This is a genomic window from Halococcus sp. AFM35, assembly GCF_051195015.1.
GTDB lineage: Archaea > Halobacteriota > Halobacteria > Halobacteriales > Halococcaceae > Halococcus.
Window position 1 is genome coordinate 1 of sequence record NZ_JBNTJU010000020.1, and the last position, 18,635, is coordinate 18,635.

Consider the following 18,635-nt stretch of genomic DNA (forward strand, 5'->3'; position numbering starts at 1 on the left):
AGTTCATTGGCTGCTTGGTTCGGTCGCATCAACTGACCAAGCAGCCCGTTCATCTAACCCGCTTTGTGAGGTACTGATATTTAATTTGATCGGGGGACAGGAGGACGGAGAGAAAGGAATATCTGACTGTGCCGGAGCCATATCTCAAGACTGTGGAATACTTGCTGATGAGAATCTAAGGGAGATGGGTGAAGACGCCTCGAAAAGAATGGACAATTTGAAAGAGCCTCTTTTCGACGATTGTGAATCTTTGATTGATGAAATAATGAAACTCAGGAACGAAGATCTACAAGCGGACTTCAAAGAGTGAGAACTCTCATATGGCAGCTTATTTGTGTCAATTTTACTATCTTTTTAGGTGGAATTGTCAAACTTTACACTCTGTAAAAATCGTTTTGCAGGACCTCTATTGACAATTCAGGCTTCGGCGCTCGACCCGGTGAAGAGTTTGTGCGCGCTGAACACGACGAATCCGAGGACAGCGGCGTACCAGAGCGTGCCGACGCGGATGACCATCGTCGCGCCGACCGCGATTGGTTCGGCAATGCCGAAGGTGAGCAGCAATCCGGCCATGCTCGCCTCCGCGGCACCCAGCCCGCCGGGCAGCATGCTCACCGCGCCGACGACCGACCCGAGCGCGAAGACGAACGCGCCCACCAGCAGAGAGGTCTCGATGCCGAACCCGCGCAGGGTGAGCCAGAGCGCGACACCTTCGAGACCCCACGCGATGAGACCGAGCACCGTGGCCACCGAGAGCGGGCGGAGCCGGAAGAGCGCGTACGTGCTCTCGTACAGCGTTTCGAGTGCTTGAGCGTGTTCCCCCACGACAGGCAGCGACTCGGCCCACGAGAGTAGGCGCAGACAGCCCGCCCGCCACTGGAGCAACCCGATGCCGAGCGCGAAGACGACGGCGACGGCCACCAATACCACGGGCGAGCGCCCGTAGGCCACCACGCCGAGCGCGGCGAGCAACGACAGCGAGAGCAGGTCGGTGATTCGTTCCGCGCCTACCACGGAGGTCGTTCGGCTCGCGGGCACGCCCGCCTCGTCGCGCAGCAGCCACGCCTTCCAGACCTCCCCCGCTTTGCCGGGCGTGACGACCATCATCAGCCCGCTGAAAAAGACCGTCAAACTGGTCTTCAGCGGCACGTGGATGTCGAGTTCGCGCAGATAGAACTCCCACTTGGCGAAGCGAAAGCCGTAGCCGACAGTCGTGAGAGCGATGACCGCGCCGAAGGCCCACAGCTCGAAGCGCGAAAAGGCCGCTATCACCCGCTGAGCGTCGGCGACGACGAACAGCGCCGCGAACACCACGACTGTGAGCATCGCCGTTACCCAGACGCCGTGCTCGCTCACCAATCGCCGGAGGCGTCCCGTCGGCTCGTCCTCGCCCAAGCCCTCGTGGGACTCGCTCATCGCAGCCCCCCGAGTGCCCGCCGACCCTGTTGGAGCTTCGTGGCGACGTGACCGGAGAGATAGCGCCCACGCCCGCACGGCGTCGTCGTCCCCTCACGAAGCGCCTCCCGAAGCGTCCCATCGAACTCGGTCGCGGCGCGGCCGACCTCCATCGGGAAGTGTGCATCGCTGCCGCCCGTGATGGCCAGCCCGTGATGGGTGGCGAACGCGCGCGCCTGCCGGTTGAACAGCGGGCGCACACACCGGGAATTCACCGCTTCGACGCCGTCGACCGCCGCCGCGATGGCGGGAAGGTCCCGCTCGTAGAACTGCCGCATCGTGTCGAAGGGATGGGAGAGCACCGCAATCCCCCCTTGGTCGTGTATCGCATCGATGACGGTCAGCGGGTCGGCCTGCGGCGGCACTTCCTCGACGTCGATACCGAGCAGGTGACCCTGCGTGGTCGTCACCTCGACGCCCGAGACGACGTCCAACCTGTCGGGCGCGTGCTCGCGGACGCGGGCGACGTTCGCGAGCGTGTCGTGGTCGGTGACGACGATGCCGTCGAGTCCCGCGTCCGCTGCCGCCCCAGCGACTTTTTTCGGGGGAGTGGCCGAACACGGCGAGGCGTCGGTGTGTACTTGGAGGTCGTACCGCATCAGCCGAACACCCCGACCACCCACGCGCGCGGGCGACCGTAGAGGACGAGTACCGCGATGAGACCCCAAAAGAGGAAGTTGACGAGGAGCTGTCGGTCCACCAACAGCGCGCCGGGCGATGCGCCACCCTTCGTGGTGTAGACGAGGTGGTGATAGCGGAAGACGCCGAAGAAGGCAAAGGGCAGCGTGAGCATCATCGCCAGCTTCGCGCCCGTGAACGTGTAGATGGAGTAGGACATCAACAGCGTCGAGATGACGATACCGAGCAACTGGTCCAGCGTCTCGGGCGTGTACTCGGCGAGGGTCGCGCGGGTCTCGCCGGGCACCTCGCTCGCGGCGAACTCGTGGCGGCGCTTGCCGAGCGCGAGCAGGAGCGCCGCGAGGAACGTACAGACGACGAGCCACGGGCTGAGCGCGACGCCGATGGCGACGACACCCGCGACCGCTCGCAGGACGAACCCGATGGCGATGAGCAGCACGTCGACCAGCACGACGTCCTTGAGGTACAGCGAGTACGCCGCGTTCTGGACGAGATAGGTGGCGATGACCGCAATGAACAGCGGGCCGAGGGTGTACGAGAGCGCGAAGCCCGAGACGAGCAGGGCGACTGCGAACGCACCCGCCGTCTGGACGCTCACCTGCCCGCTGGCGATGGGACGGTTGCGCTTTTCGGGATGGTTGCGGTCCTCCTCGACGTCGCTGATATCGTTGAAGATGTAGGTCGCGCCCGCGACCGCACAGAAGGCGGCGACGGCGAGGGAGACCCGCCCCCACGCCATCGGGTCGAACAGCCGCTTCGAGAAGACGATGGCGATGAGTATCACGCCCTGTTTGTACCACTGCCACGGACGGATTTCGTAGGCGAGACCGGCGGCCGTCCGCACGAACCCGGCCTGCTGTGTCTGCGCCTCACCCATTGCTCGTCATGGCGGGCCGCGAAGCATAAACCTGACCGATTGATACGCACCGTTTCGGATGGTTTCAGGCGTGATAATCACACACGAGCGGTCACATTGTATCGGTAGATAGTTGAAACGCCCCCCACTACCGCGAGCCAATGCAAGCAGACACACGCGACGACGAACGACTCGCCGACCCCGGCTCGCTGCTCGTGACTGGCGGCACCGGCTTCCTCGGTCTGCACACCTGTGAGTACTTCAAAGAGCGCGGCTGGGACGTGACGGCGCTCGACCTCAAGCCGTTCAAACCCGAGGACGAGATCGAGGGCGTCGAGTTCGTCGAAGGCGACGTGCGCGACGAGGAGTCCGTTAGTGACGCCATCGAACAATCGGACGCGGACGCAATCGTCCACACCGCCGCCGCGCTCCCGCTATGGGACGACCAGCGCATCCGCGAGACGACCATCGACGGCACGCGCAACGTACTCTGGGCAGCCAACGATTCTGACGTCGAGCGCGTGGTCTACGTTTCCTCGACCGCGGTGTATGGCACCCACGACTCCCATCCCATCACCGAGGAATCGCCGCTCGACGGTGTGGGAGCCTACGGCGAGGCGAAGATCGAAGCCGAGAAGATCTGTCGAGACTTCCGCCGGATGGGGATGTGTGTGCCCATCCTGCGACCGAAGACGTTCATCGGCCCGAAACGCCTCGGCGTCTTTCAGGTCCTGTTCGATTGGATCGAGTCGGGCGCGAACGTCCCGATGGTCGGCTGGGGCAACAACCAGTACCAGCTGATGCACGTCTACGACCTCGTGCGCGCGATGGAGTTCATGTTCGCAAAGGACGAAGACGACGTGAACACCACGTTCAACGTCGGGGCCGAGGAGTTCGGCACGATGAAGGAGGACTTTCAGGCCCCCATCGATTATGCAGGAACCGGCAAGCGAACGGTGGGAACGCCCACACCGCTGACCGTCACCGCACTCCGGGTGCTCGAAAAACTGAACCTCTCGCCGCTGTATCCGTGGGTCTACGAGACCGCCCACGAGGACTCCTACGTGTCCGTCGAGAAGCTGCAATCGCTCGGCTGGGAACCCAGCTACTCGAACAAGGAGGCGCTGGTCGAGACCTACGAGTGGTATCTCGAAAACTACGACGACCCCGAAAGCGAGGGCACGGGATTGGACCACCGCGTCGCGTGGGACCAAGGCGCGCTCACGCTCGTCAAGGGCGTCTTCAAACGCATCTGATACTGTCGGTCAGAAGGATAGCAACGGTCGTCGCCCCACATCGATTGGTACGACCGAAACGATTGAATCGATGACGACATGTCTCTGACCGACAGTACAACCGTCGCCAACCAAAGCGCGGATACCGCGCCGCCGCCAACCTTCCGCAACCGTGACGAACACGCAGATCACCCTCGTGCAGATCGACAACTACGGGCCGTGGACGGTCACGCCGGAGCCACGGCGCGAGGTCGACCTCCAGACCCTCCAATCGCGGCTGTACGCCGACCTTTCCCAACTCTTCGGCAACCGCGACGGCTACGTCTTCTTCTCGCGGTTCGACAACATGGTCGCCGTCACGAACGGTATCGACGAGGACACCCACGCACTCATCCAAGAGTCAATCGGCAATCGCTACCCGGTGACGGTGAGCCTCTCCATCGGCACGGCCCCAGCACCCACCGCCGCAATCGAGACCGCGAGCGAGCAGCTCCAAGCCGCCGGCAGCGCTCAGGCCAGCGACCGCCGGGAGATTCTGCGCGGCAAGCCGATCCCCGAACCCGACCGCACCGAGGGGGACGTCCAAATCGCCCACTTCGACGTGAACGACGCCACCGGCAAATACACCGATAGGTTGAACGAGTTCGACACGTTCATCAACATCGAACAGAGCTACGCCGAGTTGATGCGCTATCTGCGCGAAACGCACGACTCGCTGTCGTTTTTCGTCGGCGGCGACAACATCATCTCGCCGTGTCCGGCGCTCGACGAGGATGCCTACCACGACGCCATCGGCCACGTGCGCGAGACCGTCGGCGTCGACCTCAAGGTGGGCGTCGGGCGGGCCGCGGACGCTCAGTCGGCGGGCATGGACGCCAAACACGCGCTCGAAACCTGCCGGTACGACGGTCGTGATGTCGTTTTCGGGGACCGGTAGCACCGGACCGCGGATCACCCGAGGTTGGCCCAGACGACCACGACCTGCATGCACAGCGTTCCCACGAGCACGAACAGTACACAGCCGTCGTAGAGCGGGCGGACCGCGCCCAACTCCCCGGTCCGTTCGAGGCGGGTCCCGAGCCAGCGACCCCCGACGTAGAACCCGGCGATGAGCAGCGAGAACGCGGCCAGCACGACCAGCGTCGGAGCGAACTCGGGACCGTAGTAGGGTCCTCCGAACGACCAGTGGACGCGCATCCGACCGGGGAGTGCCCCGGAGGCGAGCACGCTCGTGGCGATACTCGACACGGCGACCAGTGCTCCACCCGCATTCAACGGCCCGCGGGACGGCGGCGTACGGCTGGACTGAGTTGCTGTCTCCGTCATTGCGTCCGGCGGTACGAACCGAAGGCTAATATATCAATCCAGCATCACAGTACAGTAAGAGAGTTGACAACTCGTGGTTCGACGCGAACGGGCGTCGCATACGGTCTCGGAACCGTGCTCCGCCGTCGGAACGCTTGTAACATCCCGTTGCGTACTGCTCGGTATGGCCGATGCGGACCCGCCCCGGCGTGGGTTCGACGTCCTGAGCGACGAGACCCGTCTCGGAATCGTTCGGGCGCTCGCCGACCGGCTCCGGGAGACACCCGAAGACCCCACGGTCGGATTCGCCGACCTCCGCCGGCAGGTCGGCGTCAGCGATTCGGGGAACTTCAACTACCATCTCGAACGACTCGACGGGCGGTTCGTGAGAAAGACCGCCGACGGCTACCGCATCGCGCCGGCTGGCATCATGGTCGTGGCTGCCCTCATCACTGGCGTCTACGGGGAGAGTAGTCAACTCGGACCGACCGAACTCGACGACACCTGTCCCGCCTGCGGCGAAGTGTTCACCGCGACGTACGAGGAGAGCGTCCTTCGCGTTACCTGTCCAAACGAACACACGTTCCAGCACGCCCTCCCGCCGGGTGTAATCGACGACCGCACGCTGGCGGACCTCATCGAACTGTTGACGCTCAAAACCAGACACGACCTGCAACTGGCACTCGAAGGCGTCTGCCCGTTTTGCTATGCGCAGTTGGCGTGGTCGTTCGACGCCGAGGTCCGCACCGAGATGCCGAAGGTCGAGACACGCTGTTCGCGGTGCGGCGTCCACTTCACGGTCCCCATCATCATGAGCGTGGTACACCACCCCATCGTCGCGTCGTTCTACCACGACCACGGAATCGACGTTCGAAAACGCCCGCTCTGGGCACCCGAGTTCTTCGACGGCGTCGACGTGACCGTCCCGGACTCCGACCAGGTTCGCGTCACCATCGAGCGCGGCGACGGGACGGTTACTGTGACGCTCGACCAGTCGCTTTCGGTCGTCGAGGTCGTTCGCAAATAGGCGACCGATGACGTAGGAAGGCTGCGGTCTTAACCCTACTGGAGGTAGTTTTTAGCACATGCGAGCGGAACGGATTGGTATGAGTAGTGCTGTCACTGTTCGTGAGGTGATGACGCGGGAGTTCCTCGGCGTGAGCGAGGGCGACGATTTGCTCGAAACGGTCGAACTGCTCCTTGCGGAGGGGACCGACTGTGCGGTCGTCCTCCGGGGACGGGACCCCGTCGGGGCGCTGAACGAACGCGATGTCCTCTCGGTGCTCGTCGGCGACACCGACCCGGACACGGCGACGGTCGGCGACGTGATGAGCGACGGAGTCGTCCGCATCGCGTCTGACGCCTCGCTCGCGGCGGCTGCCGGGGCGATGGCCCGCGAGGACGCCGGCTGGCTGCTCGCCGTCGAGGACGGCCCCGTGGGAGTGGTCTCGGCGTACGACGTCGTCGCCGCCTCGACGATAGCACCCGACGCCAACGGGATTCCGACGGCGACGGCCGATTCGGCGACCTACGATACACAGGGCATCTGTGAGACCTGTGGGACGCTCGCGAGCGACCTCGTGAACGTGAACGGACAGTCGGTCTGTGCGAACTGCCGCAGTACCTGAAAAACCGACCGAAGAAGGTGCCAACTAGAGGGAAGACTTATATCGGTATCAACGAACACTACTGTTGACATGGCACGTAATCGCAAGCGACGGGAGTTCCTCGTCGGTGTCGGGGCAGTCGGTATCGCCGGCTTCGCCGGTTGTATCGGCGGCGGTGGTGGCGGAGGCGGGAACAACGGCAGCGGCGGCGGAGGCGGTGGCACCGACAGCGGCGGTGGCGGTGGCGGAGGCGGGAACAGCGGCAGCGGTGGCGGTGGTGGTCGCGCCATCAAGGTCGGCGTGCTCCAGCCGACGACCGGCGACCTCGCCTCGGTCGGCAAACCGATTCAGCAGGCCGCGCTGTTGCCTGCACGGCAGTTACAGAACGCCGACATGGGCTTCACCATCGAGACACAGACTGAGGATACCCAGACCGACCCGCAAGCGGGTATCAGCGCCGCCCAAGCGCTCGTCGATGCGGGCTTTCCCGCCATCACCGGTGCAGCGTCCTCGGAAACGACGATTCAGGTGGCCAAAAACGTCACCATTCCCAACCAGGTCGTGTTGACCTCGCCGGCGAGCACCTCGCCGGCGATCACCACGCTCCAGGACAACGGGTACGTCTATCGGACGCCGCCGAGCGACGCGCTCCAGGGCGAAGTGCTCGCACAGGTCGCCAGCCAGCGCGTCAACGCCTCGTCAGTGTCGGTGCTGTACGTCAACAACTCCTATGGGCAGGCGCTCGCCGACAGTTTCGTTCAAGCCTTCGGTGGAAACGTCCCCGCACAGGTCTCCTTCGAGAAGGCACAGTCCTCGTATACCTCGAAGCTCCAGGAGGCGATGGCGTCGAGTCCCGATGGCCTGTTGATCATCGGCTATCCCGAGAGCGGCAACCAGCTGTTCCGGGATTTCTACTCGAACTACAGCCGCGACACCACCATCATGGTAACCGACGGGCTGCGCGCACCCGAGCTGCCGGGCGACGTCGGCCAGTCGATGACGAACGTCATCGGCACCGCACCAATCGCCGCCGGCCCGGCCCAGCAGTTCTTCACGCAGTCGTTCAAAGAGGAATTCGGCAACGAACCCGGCGTGTTCACCTCACAGGCCTACGACGCGACCGCCGTACAGATACTCGCCAACGCCGCCGGCGGCGAGAACACCGGCTCGGCCGTCAAGGAGAACATGGACAAGGTCGCAAACCCCGGCGGGAGGCAAGTCACGCCGAAGAACCTCGCCGAAGGCATCCGGATGGCTGCCAACGGCGACGACATCAACTACCAGGGCGCATCGAGCAGCGTCAACTTCGACGAGAACGGCGACATGGAGTCGGTCGGCTACGAGATATTCACCTACACCGAAAGCGGCGACATCGAACAGCAGGACACCGTCGAGTTCACTGCCGGCGGTAGCGGTGGCGGTGGCAACAACAGCAGCGCGGGCACGACGAGCGGCTGAACGGGAGTCTCAGCCGCCGAGGAACTCCCGTCGCACTTCCTCGTCATCGAGCAGCGCCGCACCGGTGTCAGTATAGCGGTTCTGGCCTTGGACGAGGACGTAGCCACGGTCACAGCGCGAAAGCGCCTCCATCGCGTTCTGCTCGACCATCAGGACGGCTGTACCGGCGTCGTTGATGGTGTCGATGCGGTCGAACATCTCGTCGACGAGGTCCGGCGCGAGTCCCGCCGACGGTTCGTCGAGCAGCAGCAGTTCGGGGTCGAGCATCAGCGCCCGGCCCATCGCCAGCATCTGGCGCTGCCCACCGGAGAGGGTGCCCGCACGCTGGGACTGGCGCTTCTCCAGGATGGGAAAACGCTCGAACACGTCGTCGAGTCGCTCTTCGGGCACCGAATCGAGGATGTACGCACCCATCTCCAGGTTTTCACGTACCGAGAGTCCGGCGAAGACGTTCTCGTTTTGGGGGACGTAGCTCACCCCGCGACGGATGACCGCCTCGGGGGCGAGTTCACTGATGTCCTCGCCGTCGAAGGCAATCGTCCCATCCATATAGGTCGCCAGTCCGAAGACCGCCTTCATGACTGTGGATTTCCCGGCCCCGTTCGGCCCGACGATGGTGACGTACTCACCGGATTCGACCACGAGGTCGACAGCCGAGAGGATTTGGAGGTCGCCGTAGCCCGCATCGAGGCCCGTGACCGAGAGCAGGCCTTCGGTAGTCGTTTCGCTGTCAGCGTGAGCGCTGGCGTTGCCCTCGGCCGTACGCTCGTCGCTCATACGTTCGCTCCGAGGTAGGCGTCGATGACCTGTTCGTTCTCCCGAATCGCCGCCGGCGTGTCGTCGGCGAGAACCCGGCCCTGATGCATGACGATGACGCGCTCGCAGTTGTCCATGATGACGTCGATGTCGTGTTCGACCAGCAGGAAGGTATACCCCTGTTCGCGGAGTTCGTGAATCCGTTTCAGGAGTTTGCGTTCGAGCGTCGGGTTGACCCCCGCGAGCGGTTCGTCGAGCAAGACGACCTCGGGGTCGGTCAGGAGGGCGCGAGCCATTTCGAGGAGTTTGCGCTGGCCGCCCGAGAGGTTGCCCGCCTGCTCCTCGGCGAGATGGTCGATTTCGAAGAATTCGAGCGTCTCCCACGCCCGCTCGCGTAGTTCGCGCTCTTGGACCTCGACCGAACGGCGCGCACCCGGCAGCACCGACCGCCAGAGCGACTCGCCCTTTTGGGCTTTCGGCGCGAGCAGCATGTTTTCGAGCACCGTCATTTCCTTCAGTTCGCGGGCGATCTGGAAGGTGCGAACCAGCCCACGGTTCGCTATCTCGTGTGGGCGCAGCCCGGTTATCTCCTCGTTGTGGAGCTTCACCGAGCCGCCAGTCGGGCGATGAACACCAGTGATACAGTTGAACGTGGTCGATTTTCCCGCGCCGTTCGGCCCGATGAGTCCCGTGAGCGACCCTTCCTCGATGGCGAAGGTCGCCCCGTCGACCGCCGTCAGGCCGCCGAAGGCCATGCGGAGGTCGTCCACCCGGAGCGGCCGCCCGGGTGGGGTCTCGCGGGCGGCGCGTTCGACGTCCGAGTCCTCTTCGGGGTCGACCTCCGGGATGGTCTCGGGACTCTCACCCTCGATGGCCGCCCGCGTGTCGGGCGTGTCCGTGCTCTCACTCATCCCCGCCCTCCCCGGACCCATCGGCCCGGCTCGCCTCGGTCCGGTCGCGCGCGAGCGAGACGGCCGCAGCGGTCTCCGTGCGGTGGCCGAGCAGTCCCTCCGGTCGATTCTGCACGAGATAGACCAACACGACTCCCACGAGCACGAACCGGAGGCTGGCGATGTCCGCGAGCGTGTAGGCGAGCAGCGGGCCGAAATCGAGCGCGCCGAGCGCCCCGACGGCGTCGGTGAACGTGTTCGGCGCACCGCCGAGGTCCACCGTTTGTTGGACGAGCCGCCGGACGAACGTCGGTCCCTCGAAGAGCAAGCCCGCAAACAGCGCGCCGCCGATGACGCTGCCGGTATTCGACCCCGAGCCGCCGATGATGAGCGCGATGAAGATGTAAAAAGTGACGATTGGCAAGAACAGGGCAGGGCTGACAAGCGCCTGACTGCCCTGCCAGAGAATCCCGCCCAAGCCCATCAGCGCACAGCCGAGCATGAACGTCTTGATCTTGAAGCGGTTGGTGTTTTTGCCCAGCGAGTTCGCCACGAGTTCGTCCTCGCGGATGGCCTTCAACACCCTGCCAAAGGGCGAGTTGCCCACGCGCGTGAGCAGGAGGTAGAACAGGCCGACGAAGACCACGAGCACGAGGGTGTAGGTCCAGTCGACGACGACCGGTTCGCCGAGTCCGAGAGTCCCGAAGAGGCCGAAGACGCTCTCGCCGAGGGCCGTTGTTCCCGATGCGGGACTCGACGGGGTGGTGTAGTACAGCGCCATCACGGGGTTGGTCGGCGTCTGAATGCCTTGAGATGCGCCGGTTCCCATCTCCAGACCCGCAATCGAGAACGTCTGAAAGGTGGTGGAGTTGTACGTGAGCCGGATGATTTCCGAGAGACCGAGCGTGACGATGGCGAGGTAATCGGCCTTGAGTCTGAGTGCGGGCAGCGCCGCGAGCGCGCCGACCAGCGCCGACGCGACCATCCCGCCGACGACGCCGACCCACAGCGGCAGTCCGAGACCGGGCACGCCGCCGGCGGCGGGACTCGCGGGCGCGGTGAGCATCGCCATCGTGTAGACGCCGACGGCCATGAACCCCGCGACGCCGATGTTCAACAGTCCGGCATATCCCCACTGGAGATTCAAGGCGAGCGCGAGCAGCGCGTAGACCGCGGCGAAGAAGGTGATGCGCTGGAGGGTGCTCGCAAGCCCCGCGACGTCGAGGCCGAGCGCCATCCCCAACACCGTGAAACCGACGTACAGCCCGAACAGCACGCCGAGAATCAGCACGGCATCGTTGTCGGGCAACTTGGCCGCGACCCGCTCGGTGGCGCTGCTCATCGACCAACCACCTCGATAGCCGTCCGCTCGGGAGCGTGCTGACGGTTCATGCGGTCGTCACCCCGCCGAACAGCCCCGACGGTTTTACTAATAGCATGAGAATCATCACGAGAAAGGCCGCGACGGTGGTGAAATCGGAGGGTATCCAGACCAGCGATACCGTACTAGCGAGTCCAATGAGCAGGCCGCCGAACATCGCGCCGTAGACCGAGCCGATGCCACCGAGGATGACCGCGGCGAAAATGAGGAGGAGGAGGACCCAGCCGAAATCGAAGGCGATGGTCCCGGTCTCAAGGGTGATGAGATAGCCCGCCGCGCCGGTGAGACCGCCGCCGATGACCCACGTGGCGCGGACAACGCGCTCGGTCGGAATGCCGGTAACGCGCGCGAGGTCGCGGTTGTCGGCCATCGCGCGCATCGCCGTGCCGAGTTTCGTGTACTGGAGCACGACGTGGACGCCGACCAGCAGTCCAATCGCACAGACCGCGAGCGTTGCCTCGTGGGCGTTGATCTGGATACCGATGCCCGGAACGGTGACAGCCGGGAGCGACCCGCCGGTGACACCCGGTCGGCTGGTGCCGAAGACGAACGCGAGCAGGTACCGCAGCGCGAGCGCGACGCCGATGCTGGCGATGAGCAGCGAGATTCCGTCTTGGTCGCGCATCGGCCTGTAGACGATTCGGTCGATGGCGAGCGTGAGGAGCACAGTAAAGACCGCCGCGACGACGAGACCGACGAGAACTGCCAGCGGCGTCGAGACGACGCTTACGCCGACCGTGCCCGCGTTCGCGTCGCCACTGACGCCGAGCAGGAGGAGGTCACCCACTGAAAGCGTGCCGAAGCCCGCGACGACGTAGGTGGTCGCCCAGCCGGCGAAGGCCCCACTGGAGATGTAATCGCCGTGGGCGAAGTTGGCGAAGCCGAGGATGGCGTAGGTCATCGAGAGACCAACCCCCGCAAGCCCGATGACCAGCCCGAGGATGAGACCGTCCTTCAGGAAGATGGCGAGACTGAGCACCGACAGCGACCCCCCTACCAGTTTGCCGACCAGATCGAGCGCCAACAGCACACAGACGACCGCGACCAGCAGCGTGAGGGGTTGTTCGGCGACGACGCTCCGGCCGCGAGAGTAGGTTTCAGCAATACCCATGATACGATTCCACATGAAACGGTGGGGGAGACCATAATAAGTGTTGCTCCCTTCGTCCGTCGAGCGCCGGAGGGAAAGGGATTTGCCGGCGGCCGGAGGAGTGCGGGCAATGATACGAACCCTCGACGACCTCGATGTGGAGGGCGTCGCCGTCGGGGTGCGCATCGACATCAACAGCCCGCTCGCCGAGAGAGGATTGGCCGACGACGCCCGCCTGCGCGCCCACGTCGAGACCCTCTCGGAACTGCTCGAACGTGGCGCACGCGTCGCGATACTCGCCCATCAGGGCCGGCCCGGCGACGACGATTTCTCGACGCTCGCGGCTCACGCCGACCGCCTCGACGAGCTGCTCGCCGCTCCCGTCGACTACTGCGATGCCACCTTCTCGGCGGCCGCCAGAGAGCGCGTCGCGGAACTCGATGCGGGCGAGGCCGTCCTGCTCGAAAACACCCGCTTCTATGCCGAGGAGTACATGGAGTTCGCCCCCGAGCGCGCGGCCGACACCCACCTCGTCGAGGGGCTTTCGCCCGTGCTCGACGCCTACGTCAACGACGCCTTCGCTGCCGCCCACCGCTCACAGCCCTCGCTCGTCGGCTTTCCGCAGCGCCTGCCGGGCTACGCCGGCCGGGTGATGGAGCGCGAACTCGACGTGCTCGCGAACATCGAGGAGACCCCACGCCCCCGCGTCTACCTGCTCGGCGGCGCGAAAGTCGGCGACTCCATCGGCGTCGCGCGCAGCGTCCTCGAACGTGACCTCGCGGACACGGTGCTGACAGCGGGGCTGGTCGGCAACGTCTGTCTGCTCGCAAGCGGCGCGGAACTCGGCACGGCGAGCGCGGAGTTCGTCTACGACCAGGGCTACTGGGACGAAATCGACCGCGCGGGCGAACTGCTCGATGCGTACGACGAACTCAGGGTTCCGGCGGACGTCGCCATCGAGCGCGGCGGCGAGCGCCACGAGATACCGGTGAGCGACCTCCCACAGGAGACCGAAACACCGGCCAAGGACGTCGGTAGCGAGACCATCGCCGCCTATTCGGAGGTCATCGACGCCGCCGGCACGGTCATCCTGAACGGACCGGCGGGCGTCTTCGAGGAGGAGACCTTCGCCCACGGGACGCGCGAGCTGTACTCGACGGCCAGCGAGGCCGAGCATAGCATCGTCGGCGGCGGCGACACGGCGGCGGCGATTCGACGGTTGGGCATCGATGGGTTCGACCACGTGAGCACCGGCGGCGGCGCGTCGCTCGCGCTGCTCGCGGGTGATTCACTGCCGGCCGTCGAGGCACTCGGCGAGTGAGCATCGAAGCGCCCGACACCGAAGCCGCTGGTGCGGTCGCGGACCTCTGGGTGAAGCTGGCGCGCGAACAGCACGCGTTCGGCTCGCATCTCCGCGCCGAGGCAAACCGGGCGACCATCCGCGAGGCGGTCGTCCGGGACATCATCGCCGACGGCTTGCTGGTCGCCCGCGAAGAGGGTGAGATAGTGGGGTTCGTCATGTTCGGTCCCGACGCCGAACGCTTCGAACAGGACGTCTCGCGCGGTGTCGTCCGCAACATCGTCGTCCGTCCCGACTACCGAAACGCCGGCATCGGCGCGGAACTGCTCGCGACCGCCGAGGCGAAACTCGCCGAATCGGGCTTCGACGTCGTCTCGCTGTCGGCGCTCTACGAGAACCGGGCGGCGCGGCGCTTTTACGCGCGGGCGGGCTACGAGCCACACCGCATCGACCTCGAAAAGCGACTCGAAAGCGACACCGACAAACCCGAGCGCAGGTAAGCGAGAGTGCGCCAGGGGAGCTTGGGCGGTGCAAGCACTCGATTTGTAATCGAGAATTCGTGGGTTCAAATCCCACCCCTGGCTTGGAGACGAGTTTCTGCAAACGCGACCGAGTTGCCGTTCCAGACGAACCTCCGTTGGGACCGGATTTACTTTCACTCCGGTACCCAGAGATTTATTAGGTGATCAACAACACACAACTGTTGTGCCATGGAATTACATACTCGATAGAGGAACGATGCAATGCGCGTGCTGACGAAACTGTCCGCCCGCGCGGACGCGGCCTACGATAACGCCCACCATGCGAAGCTCCGCGGGCGGCTCTGGGGCGCGCTCGACGGGACCGACTACGACGCGCGCCACGACACCGACGAGCCGCCGGGGTTTTGCTTCAGCCTCGTCTTCCCGCCGCGAGACATGGAGGAAGGCGACGAGCGCTGGCTGCTCGTCGCCTCGCCCGACGAGGAGCTGCTCGCCCACGTCGCCCGCGACCTGAAGCGTGACCGGGAACTCAACGTGGGCGAGATGCCGTTCGAAATCGAGCAGGTGCATGGACTCGCGCCGGACGTCGGCGAACCCGGCACGCGAGGAGTGCTCGAATCAGGTACAGGGGTACTCGTGCGGATTCCGCCGTGGCAGCGCGAACGCTACGGCATCGACGACGGTCACGGCGACTCGGCGACGTTCTGGCGGCCCGAACACACGATGGAGCCGTTTCGCAAGCAGGTCCGGGCGAACCTCGACCGCAAGCACGGGCTGTTCGCGCCCGACTACCTCTCCGGTCCGAGCGACTGCGAGGGCGGGTTGTTCGACGAGTATGACCTGCTGAAGACCTACGCGCTGCCGGTGGATGTGACCGAGGGCGAGCGGATGACCTACATCGTGAGCAAGTGGAAACTCGGCTACACCGTGCGCGACGACGACCACCGCCGACATCTGAATCTCGCGCTGGACTGTGGCATCGGCGAGCGCAACTCGCTGGGATTCGGGTTTCTGAACATCATGGAGGACGACGATGAACAGTGAGGCGCTCCGCGAACTGCCCGACTCGGAAATCGAGGCGGCGCTTCCCGACCGGCCGGTCACCTCGGTCCGAGACGTGGAATCGCTATATGGCAAACTCTACACACTGGGCCGTGGATTCACCGGCGAGTACGGGCCGTTCCTCTCGCCGGATGCCGCGAGCGAACTGGTCGGCGAGGAACGCCTCGTGGTCGTCCGTGTAGACCTGACCGGCGGGGCAGCGTCGCTTCCTGAGGACCCCGTTCGAGTCGTCACCTATGCGTCCGAAGTATCAAGCCCAACCCGTGGAGGACTCGTTCCGGACATCGAGCACGTCGCACACGCGAAATTCGAGGCCGCCCGCGGCGTTGACCACAGCATCACCCACCTCTCTGGACAGACGAACACTCCCGAAAAGCACGCCGACCACGCCATCGAGCGATTCACTCGCTGGCCGAACGAGGATGCCGTACTGGCCGAGGCGGGCGTTCACGACGATGGCGAGCTGCTCGACGCGCTCGATGCGTTCGGGGAAAACGAGGACTCGATGGAACGAATCGCGTCCGCCGTCAAGGAGCAGACCGAGGAGGGTCAGTTCCTTCACACCGTCGCGTTCAAACTCGACGCCGACGCGGTAGCGACGACCGAGCAGTTCGACCCGGCTGCGACGTGGCATCTGCCGGGCGAAATCGAGGTGTTGCAGGAAGCGATGGTTCGTCGGAAGACAACGAAATTTCGGGCGAAGAACGAAGCGGAGGACGCAAGCGGCGATGGCGTCTGTTACGTTGAAGACACCGACGAGGAGGTGTACGGCGTCGTGGACGACCCGCTGAAGTGGTATCTCTCGAAACAGATGGAACGGTTCCCGCGATTCGACCCAGACCAATCGTGGCGGACGCAGGGACTCGGCCGCGAGGCCGCCATCGCCGCCCAGAACGCGACGACGTTTCTCGACGCCTGTGCAGAGTCCGGCCCTGGTGTTTCGGCGTTCTACTTCCCGTACTTCGAGGGCGAACTCGATGCCGAGGACGCCCGCGAGTTGTATGCCACACTCGCTGAGCAGGCTAACGAACTCAACGACCGGAACGCGGTTGCGGCACTATATGACTACATTCGTTCGGAATTGCCGGACAGTGATGTCGGCGACCTCCGGTTCGTTTTCATGGTCGTCAACAAGTACCAGAAGGACCGCTGGCGACTCCTCGCGTTCGAACCGAACGGAACCGTTCACTACGGTGACGAACTCGCTCGCAAACACCACGACGCTGTAAATAGCTCCATCTTCGGTGAAGACGGGCCATTGCCAATCCGTGAAAATTTCGACCTGCTCAACACGGGTCGCTCATCGCTGGAATGGCTGGACACCGTGACTGGCGTCGGCTACTTCGCCGAGACCTGTTCACCGCCCGATACCGACGACGAACCGAGCAGCGACGACTTCCGGTTTCGCGCGACGAAAAAAGTGGTCGGCGGAGAAGGTATTGAGGTACATTCGCTGCTGGCGGCGTACGTCGACCGCATCGCCGACCGATTCGATCCGGACGGCGAGTACCCGTTTCCTGGCACAATCATCGCCGAACAGCACGCACAGCTCACCGCACTCGCAAACACGGGGTTGCTCGACGCGCGCGGCGACACCGACTTCACCGCAGACACAGCCATGACAGAAAGCACTACGACTGATGAGACGGAAATGAACCGTACCGAACAGTTGAAGGAATTCATCGACAGGCATGACGCGCTCCGAGGGGAGGAATCGTATGAACGTCGTGCGGTGTTCCTACTCGGTGCACTCAACGGACGAATCACAAGACAGCAACGGCAAGACGAGAGAGGTTCGACAGCCGTGACAACGTATCCCGTCGAAAATATCACGAAACACAACATCAAACGAACCGCGAGGGAGCTACTGACATCCAACTTTGTCCGTACTGAGGAGGCCCGCAAAAGGGACGGAATTAAGGTCAGCGGCACGCTGTTTGCGGAACTCGTCCGTGAAATCGTGGACGATATGGAGCGGGAAGAGCCAACCGGCTGGGACCTTACTACCGATGACCTCCGATACCACTACGCGCTGGGAATCGCCTACGGACTGAACGACCGCAGCACTTCCGGGTACGACAATGAGTGAAAGAGATTCAGCAATCGTCGAGAACCGTTCGGAGATCGTCTTCCTGTACGACGCCGTGGATGCAAATCCAAACGGCAACCCCCTCAGCGGGGCGAACCGTCCACGAAAGGACCCCGTGACCGACCAAGCGGTCGTCACCGATGTCCGCCTGAAACGGTATCTCCGCGACCAGCTGGAAGACGACGGTCACGGCGTCTATATCACGAGCACCCGTAACTCGGAGTACGCCAAGACCCGTGAGGAGATGTTGAAGGACTCGCTGGGTATCACCGACCCGGAGGAGGTCGGCGAGGACGCCTTCGACGGCTTTCTCGACAATGCCGTCGATGCCCGCTATTTCGGTGCGACGCTGAGCATCGACACCGACGACGAGGGAATCATCGCGGCCGTCGAGGACCAACTCCCAGACCATCTCACCGGCCCGGTGCAGTTCTCGCCCGGCAAGAGCCTCCATCCCGTCGTCGAAAACGAGGAGTACAACAGCCTCACGAGCGTCATCGGAACCCAAGAAGGGAAAGAGCAGGGTGGGTTCGACCTCGACGACCACCGACTGAAATACGCGCTCATCGGCTTTCACGGACTCGTTGACGAGCATGGAGCCGAGGACACGAACCTCTCCGAAGACGATGTGGAGCGTCTCGATACGCTCTGTTGGCGCTCGATAAAGAACCAGACCATCACGCGGAGCAAGGTCGGACAGGAACCGCGGCTCTACCTCCGCGTCGAGTACGCCGACGAGCGCTTCCACATCGGTGGGTTGACACACGACCTCGACACGGTGGGCAACGACGATGACGCGCGCTCGTATCGCACCGTGCGGGACGTGACGCTGGATGCGACCGGCCTGCTCGACCGTCTCAAAGACCACGACGACCACATCGAGCGGATTCATCTCGTGGCCGACAGCGCGCTCGACGTCGAGGTCGATGGTGAGCCGGCCGACCTCGCCACGGCGTTGACTGGCTGGTTCGGCGAGGACCGAATCCACGAGATCGACGTGTACGACGAACACGAGGAAACTCGTCCGTGA

At 64.2% G+C, this 18,635-nt stretch carries 19 protein-coding genes and 1 tRNA gene; 12 read left to right on the top strand and 8 right to left on the bottom strand.

Annotated features, from left to right (window positions below; translation table 11 throughout):
* Positions 1-310: hypothetical protein (locus ACQUQO_RS13725; protein ID WP_435078589.1), on the top strand; the 310-nt coding region annotated here is incomplete at its 5' end.
* A gap of 107 nt (positions 311-417) precedes the next feature.
* On the opposite strand, the gene ACQUQO_RS13730 is transcribed toward ACQUQO_RS13725, so the two are convergent.
* The 3 genes from ACQUQO_RS13730 to ACQUQO_RS13740 are packed head-to-tail and all read right to left on the bottom strand — an operon-like array spanning position 418 to position 2,971.
* Positions 418-1,416: a lysylphosphatidylglycerol synthase transmembrane domain-containing protein gene (locus ACQUQO_RS13730; RefSeq protein ID WP_435078590.1), complete on the bottom strand. Its 999-nt coding sequence runs from the start codon at positions 1,414-1,416 to the stop codon at positions 418-420.
* The gene (locus tag ACQUQO_RS13735; protein ID WP_435078591.1) at positions 1,413-2,054 is read right to left on the bottom strand and encodes a PHP domain-containing protein; all 642 of its coding nucleotides are present in this window, start codon (positions 2,052-2,054) and stop codon (positions 1,413-1,415) included. The genes ACQUQO_RS13730 and ACQUQO_RS13735 overlap by 4 nt, the downstream gene beginning before the upstream one ends.
* Positions 2,054-2,971: a decaprenyl-phosphate phosphoribosyltransferase gene (locus tag ACQUQO_RS13740; protein WP_435078592.1), complete on the bottom strand. Its 918-nt coding sequence runs from the start codon at positions 2,969-2,971 to the stop codon at positions 2,054-2,056. The genes ACQUQO_RS13735 and ACQUQO_RS13740 overlap by 1 nt, the downstream gene beginning before the upstream one ends.
* A 140-nt stretch (positions 2,972-3,111) precedes the next feature.
* Here ACQUQO_RS13740 and ACQUQO_RS13745 point away from each other — a divergent pair, with 140 nt between their 5' ends.
* Together ACQUQO_RS13745 and ACQUQO_RS13750 are read left to right on the top strand one after the other, a co-directional pair.
* Entirely contained in the window at positions 3,112-4,206 is a 1,095-nt protein-coding gene (locus ACQUQO_RS13745) for an NAD-dependent epimerase/dehydratase family protein (RefSeq protein ID WP_435078593.1), read from the top strand.
* A 151-nt stretch (positions 4,207-4,357) separates the two neighbouring features.
* Entirely contained in the window at positions 4,358-5,122 is a 765-nt protein-coding gene (locus tag ACQUQO_RS13750) for a GTP cyclohydrolase III (RefSeq protein WP_435078594.1), read from the top strand.
* A gap of 14 nt (positions 5,123-5,136) precedes the next feature.
* Here the strand turns inward: ACQUQO_RS13750 and ACQUQO_RS13755 are convergent, their stop codons facing one another.
* The gene (locus tag ACQUQO_RS13755) at positions 5,137-5,511 is read right to left on the bottom strand and encodes a hypothetical protein (RefSeq protein WP_435078596.1); all 375 of its coding nucleotides are present in this window, start codon (positions 5,509-5,511) and stop codon (positions 5,137-5,139) included.
* A gap of 163 nt (positions 5,512-5,674) precedes the next feature.
* On the opposite strand from ACQUQO_RS13755, the gene ACQUQO_RS13760 reads away from it, so the two are divergent.
* The 3 genes from ACQUQO_RS13760 to ACQUQO_RS13770 all read left to right on the top strand — a co-directional run bounded on the left by ACQUQO_RS13760 (position 5,675) and on the right by ACQUQO_RS13770 (position 8,555).
* Positions 5,675-6,517, top strand: coding sequence for a DUF7351 domain-containing protein (locus ACQUQO_RS13760; RefSeq protein WP_435078597.1), 843 nt, complete (start codon positions 5,675-5,677; stop codon positions 6,515-6,517).
* A 79-nt stretch (positions 6,518-6,596) separates the two neighbouring features.
* Positions 6,597-7,118 carry a CBS domain-containing protein gene (locus ACQUQO_RS13765; protein ID WP_435078598.1) on the top strand — a complete coding sequence of 174 codons (522 nt, stop codon included), beginning with the start codon at positions 6,597-6,599 and terminating at the stop codon, positions 7,116-7,118.
* A gap of 69 nt (positions 7,119-7,187) precedes the next feature.
* The gene (locus ACQUQO_RS13770; protein ID WP_435078599.1) at positions 7,188-8,555 is read left to right on the top strand and encodes an ABC transporter substrate-binding protein; all 1,368 of its coding nucleotides are present in this window, start codon (positions 7,188-7,190) and stop codon (positions 8,553-8,555) included.
* 9 nt (positions 8,556-8,564) lie between these two features.
* Here ACQUQO_RS13770 and ACQUQO_RS13775 read toward each other — a convergent pair whose 3' ends face one another.
* Genes ACQUQO_RS13775 through ACQUQO_RS13790 form a run of 4 tightly spaced genes read right to left on the bottom strand, consistent with a single transcriptional unit; the run spans position 8,565 to position 12,693 of the window.
* Positions 8,565-9,332, bottom strand: a complete 768-nt coding sequence (locus ACQUQO_RS13775) for an ABC transporter ATP-binding protein (RefSeq protein ID WP_435078600.1) — start codon at positions 9,330-9,332, stop codon at positions 8,565-8,567.
* Complete coding sequence (locus ACQUQO_RS13780; RefSeq protein WP_435078601.1) at positions 9,329-10,222, bottom strand: ABC transporter ATP-binding protein; 894 nt, start codon at positions 10,220-10,222, stop codon at positions 9,329-9,331. The genes ACQUQO_RS13775 and ACQUQO_RS13780 overlap by 4 nt, the downstream gene beginning before the upstream one ends.
* Positions 10,215-11,543: a branched-chain amino acid ABC transporter permease gene (locus ACQUQO_RS13785; protein WP_435078602.1), complete on the bottom strand. Its 1,329-nt coding sequence runs from the start codon at positions 11,541-11,543 to the stop codon at positions 10,215-10,217. The genes ACQUQO_RS13780 and ACQUQO_RS13785 overlap by 8 nt, the downstream gene beginning before the upstream one ends.
* 46 nt (positions 11,544-11,589) lie before the next feature.
* The gene (locus ACQUQO_RS13790; RefSeq protein ID WP_435078603.1) at positions 11,590-12,693 is read right to left on the bottom strand and encodes a branched-chain amino acid ABC transporter permease; all 1,104 of its coding nucleotides are present in this window, start codon (positions 12,691-12,693) and stop codon (positions 11,590-11,592) included.
* A 109-nt stretch (positions 12,694-12,802) separates the two neighbouring features.
* On the opposite strand from ACQUQO_RS13790, the gene ACQUQO_RS13795 reads away from it, so the two are divergent.
* The 6 genes from ACQUQO_RS13795 to cas7b all read left to right on the top strand — a co-directional run bounded on the left by ACQUQO_RS13795 (position 12,803) and on the right by cas7b (position 18,635).
* A complete protein-coding gene (locus ACQUQO_RS13795; protein ID WP_435078604.1) occupies positions 12,803-13,993 on the top strand; it encodes a phosphoglycerate kinase in 1,191 nt (396 codons plus the stop codon).
* On the top strand, positions 13,990-14,472 hold the full coding sequence (locus ACQUQO_RS13800) for a GNAT family N-acetyltransferase (RefSeq protein ID WP_435078605.1): 483 nt from the start codon (positions 13,990-13,992) through the stop codon (positions 14,470-14,472). Before ACQUQO_RS13795 ends, ACQUQO_RS13800 begins: the two co-directional genes overlap by 4 nt.
* 10 nt (positions 14,473-14,482) lie before the next feature.
* Positions 14,483-14,556: transfer RNA gene (locus ACQUQO_RS13805), tRNA-Thr, on the top strand.
* Between the two features lie 159 nt (positions 14,557-14,715).
* The gene (gene cas6 / locus ACQUQO_RS13810; protein ID WP_435078606.1) at positions 14,716-15,498 is read left to right on the top strand and encodes a CRISPR-associated endoribonuclease Cas6; all 783 of its coding nucleotides are present in this window, start codon (positions 14,716-14,718) and stop codon (positions 15,496-15,498) included.
* A complete protein-coding gene (locus tag ACQUQO_RS13815) occupies positions 15,488-17,605 on the top strand; it encodes a TM1802 family CRISPR-associated protein (protein WP_435078607.1) in 2,118 nt (705 codons plus the stop codon). Before cas6 ends, ACQUQO_RS13815 begins: the two co-directional genes overlap by 11 nt.
* Positions 17,598-18,635, top strand: coding sequence for a type I-B CRISPR-associated protein Cas7/Csh2 (cas7b, locus tag ACQUQO_RS13820; RefSeq protein ID WP_435078608.1), 1,038 nt, complete (start codon positions 17,598-17,600; stop codon positions 18,633-18,635). The genes ACQUQO_RS13815 and cas7b overlap by 8 nt, the downstream gene beginning before the upstream one ends.

What these genes read in the sequence shown, in the direction of transcription:
- ACQUQO_RS13730 (WP_435078590.1), bottom strand. Translation starts at nt 1,416, where the DNA reads ATGAGCGAGTCCCACGAGGGCTTGGGCGAGGACGAGCCGACGGGACGC.
- ACQUQO_RS13735 (WP_435078591.1), bottom strand. Translation starts at nt 2,054, where the DNA reads ATGCGGTACGACCTCCAAGTACACACCGACGCCTCGCCGTGTTCGGCC.
- ACQUQO_RS13740 (WP_435078592.1), bottom strand. Translation starts at nt 2,971, where the DNA reads ATGGGTGAGGCGCAGACACAGCAGGCCGGGTTCGTGCGGACGGCCGCC.
- ACQUQO_RS13745 (WP_435078593.1), top strand. Translation starts at nt 3,112, where the DNA reads ATGCAAGCAGACACACGCGACGACGAACGACTCGCCGACCCCGGCTCG.
- ACQUQO_RS13755 (WP_435078596.1), bottom strand. Translation starts at nt 5,511, where the DNA reads ATGACGGAGACAGCAACTCAGTCCAGCCGTACGCCGCCGTCCCGCGGG.
- ACQUQO_RS13760 (WP_435078597.1), top strand. Translation starts at nt 5,675, where the DNA reads ATGGCCGATGCGGACCCGCCCCGGCGTGGGTTCGACGTCCTGAGCGAC.
- ACQUQO_RS13765 (WP_435078598.1), top strand. Translation starts at nt 6,597, where the DNA reads ATGAGTAGTGCTGTCACTGTTCGTGAGGTGATGACGCGGGAGTTCCTC.
- ACQUQO_RS13770 (WP_435078599.1), top strand. Translation starts at nt 7,188, where the DNA reads ATGGCACGTAATCGCAAGCGACGGGAGTTCCTCGTCGGTGTCGGGGCA.
- ACQUQO_RS13775 (WP_435078600.1), bottom strand. Translation starts at nt 9,332, where the DNA reads ATGAGCGACGAGCGTACGGCCGAGGGCAACGCCAGCGCTCACGCTGAC.
- ACQUQO_RS13780 (WP_435078601.1), bottom strand. Translation starts at nt 10,222, where the DNA reads ATGAGTGAGAGCACGGACACGCCCGACACGCGGGCGGCCATCGAGGGT.
- ACQUQO_RS13785 (WP_435078602.1), bottom strand. Translation starts at nt 11,543, where the DNA reads ATGAGCAGCGCCACCGAGCGGGTCGCGGCCAAGTTGCCCGACAACGAT.
- ACQUQO_RS13790 (WP_435078603.1), bottom strand. Translation starts at nt 12,693, where the DNA reads ATGGGTATTGCTGAAACCTACTCTCGCGGCCGGAGCGTCGTCGCCGAA.
- ACQUQO_RS13795 (WP_435078604.1), top strand. Translation starts at nt 12,803, where the DNA reads ATGATACGAACCCTCGACGACCTCGATGTGGAGGGCGTCGCCGTCGGG.
- cas6 (WP_435078606.1), top strand. Translation starts at nt 14,716, where the DNA reads ATGCGCGTGCTGACGAAACTGTCCGCCCGCGCGGACGCGGCCTACGAT.
- ACQUQO_RS13815 (WP_435078607.1), top strand. Translation starts at nt 15,488, where the DNA reads ATGAACAGTGAGGCGCTCCGCGAACTGCCCGACTCGGAAATCGAGGCG.
- cas7b (WP_435078608.1), top strand. Translation starts at nt 17,598, where the DNA reads ATGAGTGAAAGAGATTCAGCAATCGTCGAGAACCGTTCGGAGATCGTC.